General features: G+C 68.2%; 5 protein-coding genes. All 5 read left to right on the top strand.

Going from position 1 to position 4,447, the window contains the following annotated elements:
- The first annotated feature begins 193 nt into the window (after positions 1-193).
- The 5 genes from ACYVE9_RS16985 (at position 194) to ACYVE9_RS16965 (ending at position 4,292) form a co-directional block, all read left to right on the top strand.
- A complete protein-coding gene (locus ACYVE9_RS16985; RefSeq protein ID WP_461028712.1) occupies positions 194-715 on the top strand; it encodes a peroxiredoxin in 522 nt (173 codons plus the stop codon).
- Between the two features lie 105 nt (positions 716-820).
- Positions 821-1,396, top strand: a complete 576-nt coding sequence (locus ACYVE9_RS16980; RefSeq protein ID WP_461028711.1) for a TerD family protein — start codon at positions 821-823, stop codon at positions 1,394-1,396.
- A gap of 172 nt (positions 1,397-1,568) precedes the next feature.
- Positions 1,569-2,159 (top strand): TerD family protein, encoded by a 591-nt coding sequence (locus ACYVE9_RS16975; RefSeq protein WP_461028710.1) that lies wholly within the window; start codon positions 1,569-1,571, stop codon positions 2,157-2,159.
- A 73-nt stretch (positions 2,160-2,232) separates the two neighbouring features.
- Positions 2,233-3,384 carry a DUF475 domain-containing protein gene (locus ACYVE9_RS16970; RefSeq protein ID WP_461028709.1) on the top strand — a complete coding sequence of 384 codons (1,152 nt, stop codon included), beginning with the start codon at positions 2,233-2,235 and terminating at the stop codon, positions 3,382-3,384.
- 152 nt (positions 3,385-3,536) lie between these two features.
- On the top strand, positions 3,537-4,292 hold the full coding sequence (locus ACYVE9_RS16965; RefSeq protein ID WP_461028708.1) for a TerD family protein: 756 nt from the start codon (positions 3,537-3,539) through the stop codon (positions 4,290-4,292).
- The last annotated feature ends 155 nt before the right edge of the window (positions 4,293-4,447 follow it).

Raw genomic sequence — 4,447 nt, 5'->3', positions numbered from 1 at the left:
CTCCTGCCTGCCCGACCGGCCGCAGCGCCCTGCCGTCGCGCACAGCGCCCGCCCTGCTCGCCGCCTCCACGCCCGCAGTGGCGGGAGCCCGCGCAGGTCACCCCCGGTTCCCTGCCACCCTCGGCGCAGGGAACGAGGCCGGGGCATAGGGTGGAGCGGTCATCATGTGCCCCCCAGTGAAGGGATCCGCCGCATGGCACTCGAGGTCGGCAGCGTCAGCAGCGCCGACACCGGCGACAGCGGCAGTGCGAGCTCCGCCGCCGGTGCCGTCGGGACCCTGGCCCCGGATTTCGAACTGCGGAACCAGCACGGGGAAGCCGTCAGGCTCTCCTCGTACCGCGGTGCCAAGAACGTCGTCCTGCTGTTCTACCCCTTCGCCTTCACCGGCGTGTGCACCGGTGAGCTGACCGCGTTGCAGGGCCGGCTGCCCACGTTCGTCAACGACGAGGTGCAGTTGCTCGCGGTCTCCAACGACTCCCCGTTCGCCCAGCGGGTCTTCGCCGAGCAGGAGGGGCTGGAGTTTCCCCTGCTGTCGGACTACTGGCCGCACGGCGAGGTCTCGCGGTCCTACGGGGTGCTCGATGAACGCAAGGGCTGCGCGTTGCGCGGCACCTTCGTCATCGACAGGGAGGGCCTGGTGCGCTGGAGCGTGGTCCACGGAATGCCCGACGCCCGGGACCCGGACGAGTACGCGCAGGCACTCAGGCGGCTGTGAGGCGGGGCGGGAACCGATCACCGCGACCGGCTCGTTGCACAGACGGCATCCATGACACAACGGGGGCACATGGTGCTCCTTGATCACCATCTATAAGGAGGACTTGTGGGAGTCAGCCTCAGCAAGGGCGGCAACGTCTCGCTGACCAAGGAAGCCCCGAACCTGACAGCCGTGATGGTGGGTCTGGGCTGGGATGCCCGGACGACTACCGGCTCCGAGTTCGACCTCGACGCCAGCGCACTGCTGACGAACGCCGAGGGGCGGGTCAACGGCGACCAGAACTTCGTGTTCTTCAACAACCTGAAGAGCCCCGACGGCTCCGTGGAGCACACCGGGGACAACACCACCGGTGAGGGCGACGGCGACGACGAGGTCCTCAAGGTGAACCTCGCGGGCGTGCCCGCCGACGTCGCCAAGATCGTCTTCCCGGTTTCGATCTACGAGGCGGAAGCCCGGCAGCAGAGCTTCGGGCAGGTCCGCAACGCCTACATCCGCGTGGTGAACCAGGCGGACAACAACGAGCTGGCCCGTTACGACCTCACCGAGGACGCCTCGACCGAGACCGCGATGGTCTTCGGTGAGCTCTACCGGCACGGTGCGGAGTGGAAGTTCCGTGCCATCGGCCAGGGGTACGCCTCGGGTCTGCGCGGCATCGCGCAGGACTTCGGCGTCAACGTCTGACCGTGCCGCCCGGCGGCCCGTCCTGCCGCCCAGGCCCGTCACCCAGCTGCCGCTGATCGGTTCCACCCGATCCCGGCAGGTTGCCGGCGCCGCAGGCTTCCCCGTTCGGGAGGTGTGCGGCGCTCGGCGTCGGGCCAGACTTGTCACACACATCGGGGAGAGGAATCAGCACATGGGTGTCACGCTCGCCAAGGGAGGCAACGTCTCCCTTTCGAAGGCGGCGCCGAACCTGACTCAGGTACAGGTCGGTCTGGGATGGCAGGCCAGGGCGACCACCGGCGCAGCCTTCGACCTGGACGCAAGCGCGCTCCTGTGTGCGGGCGGCCGGGTCCTCGGTGACGAGTACTTCATCTTCTACAACAACCTGAAGAGCCCGGACGGCTCCGTCGAGCACACCGGCGACGAGCTGGTCGGCGGCACCGGTGGTGCCGGCGGCACCGGCGACGACGAGACGGTACTGGTGGACCTGCCCGCTGTGCCGGCCCACGTGGACAAGATCGTCTTCTCCGTCTCCATCCACGATGCGGACACCCGGCAGCAGACGTTCGGCCAGGTCACCAACGCCTACATCCGGGTGGTGAACCAGGCGGACGGCAACGAGCTGGCCCGCTACGACCTCACCGAGGACGCTTCGACCGAGACCGCGATGATCTTCGGGGAGCTGTACCGGTACAGCGGTGAGTGGAAGTTCCGTGCGGTGGGCCAGGGGTACGCGTCGGGGCTGCGCGGCATCGCTCTAGACTTCGGCGTCAACGTCACGTGAGACGGACCACGGATCGTGGTCCGGCCGCGCGCCCGGTGCGCGGGGGATCTCCGTGCGAGAGATTGGGTAAGCAGTGGTTCTGAGAACCTTCGGCTGGTCCTTCGGCGTCACCGCCGCCGGACTCGCCCTCGCGGCGTACTTCTGGGGCTGGACGGGCTTCGCCGTGGTGGCGATCCTCTCCGTGCTCGAGATTTCCTTGTCATTCGACAACGCCGTGGTCAATGCCGGTGTGCTGAAGAGGATGAACGCCTTCTGGCAGAAGATCTTCCTCACCATCGGCATTCTGATCGCGGTCTTCGGCATGCGGCTGGTGTTCCCCGTCGCGATCGTCGCCGTCACGGCTCAGCTCGGCCCCATCGAGGCCGTGGAGCTCGCGATGCGCGAGCCGGAAGTGTACGAGCAGATGGTCACCGACGCGCACCCGGCGATCGCCGCGTTCGGTGGCATGTTCCTGCTGATGATCTTCCTCAACTTCATCTTCGACGAGCGTGAGCACAAGTGGGTGGGCTGGCTGGAGCGCCCGCTGTCTCGGCTCGGCCGGATCGACGGCCTGTCGGTCTGCCTGGCCCTGATCATCCTGCTGACCACGGCCACCACGCTGGCCACCGTCGCCCACCAGTACGACGGGCACGCCGACAAGTCGGCCACCGTGATGCTCGCCGGCATCGCCGGTCTGATCACGTACCTGATCGTCGGCGGTCTCTCCGGCCACTTCGAGAGCAAGCTCGAGGAGGACGAGGAACGCGAACACGAGGCCGAGGAGGCCGCGAAGCGGTCCGGCACCGAGCCCAGCGCGGTCGGTGTGGCCGGCAAGGCGGCGTTCTTCCTCTTCATGTACCTCGAGGTGCTGGACGCGTCCTTCTCGTTCGACGGTGTCATCGGTGCCTTCGCGATCACCAACCACATCTTCTGGATGGCGCTCGGCCTGGGCATCGGCGCGATGTACGTGCGTTCGATCACGGTCTACCTGGTGCGGCAGGGCACGCTCGACGAATACGTGTACCTGGAGCACGGCGCGCACTACGCGATCGGCGCGCTCGCGGCGATCCTGCTCATCACCATCCGGTGGGAGATCCACGAGGTCATCACCGGCCTCATCGGCATCACCCTCATCGGTATCTCCTTCTGGTCCTCGCTCCGGCACAACCGCAAGAAGCGGCTTGACGAGGGCGGTGGGGACGACGGCAACTCGCCGTCGCAGTCGAAGGTCGCCTCCGGCGTGTGAACGCCCGGTGAAGCGGGTGTCACCGCGGGCTGATTGCGGAACGCTCTGAACGGGGCGGCCGTCACGCGGAGCCCGGGCCCAGTGCCCGGCTCCGCGGCGGACGGCCGCCCCGCGTCGTTTTGGCCGGTAGTGCGCTGGGATTGGGGGCACGGGTGGTCTCGTTGTGGGAGCACTGGAGAAGTGGTGGCGGCAGTCGGGGGCCGAAGTTCGACACGGTCGGCGGCGCGTCGACCTACGCGATCGAGCTGACCAAGCGGTATCCGAAACTGTCGCTCACCGAACAGGGCGCGCAGAGCGGCAACCTTCGTATCAACCTGTCCTGGCGCATGCGGTCCGCCGACTTCACCAACCGGCCGCGCAGGCGCGGCTCGTTGCGGCATCCGCTGCAACTGCTCAAGCCCGAGCCGGTGCACGCGCACACCCAGGGCATGGTCAACGTCGACCTCGACCTCGCCTGCATGTACGAGTTGCAGGACGGCACCAAGGGCGTGGTGCAGCCGCTGGGCGGCTTCTACGGCGCGATGAACGAGCCGCCCTACGTCAAGCTGAGCGGCGACGACCGGTTCGGCTCCGCCTCCGGCGAGACGATATACGTCAACCTCGACCAGAGTGAGCACATCAAACGGCTGCTGGTCTTCGTCTACATCTACGACGGCACACCGGCGTTCGACCGCACGCACGCGGTGGTCACGCTCATCCCCAGCAACGGCCCCCACGTGGAGGTCGGCCTGAACGAGCGTGCCCCGGACGCCCGGTCCTGCGCGGTGCTGATGATGGAGCACGAGAAGGGCGAGCTGATCGTGCGCCGCGAGGTGCGGTACGTGTACGGCTTCCAGGCCGACCTGGACCGGCTCTACGGCTGGGGCATGACCTGGGGGCGCGGCTACAAGTCGACGTCCCGGGGCTGACCGGCCGCCGCTGCCCCTGGTCGGCGGCCGGGAGCCGCTGGGCGGTCAGCGGTTCACGAACTGCGGCCCCTGCGGCGGCAGCGTGAACGCCGGGTCGGGCTGCGGGTAGCCGTAGGCGGGCTGCGCGGCCGCCACCGGCTGCGGATAGCCGTAGC

It is taken from the genome of Streptomyces sparsus (genome assembly GCF_054776295.1).
Note: the sequence above shows the minus strand (reverse complement) of the source record. Positions and strands in the feature narration are given on the sequence as shown.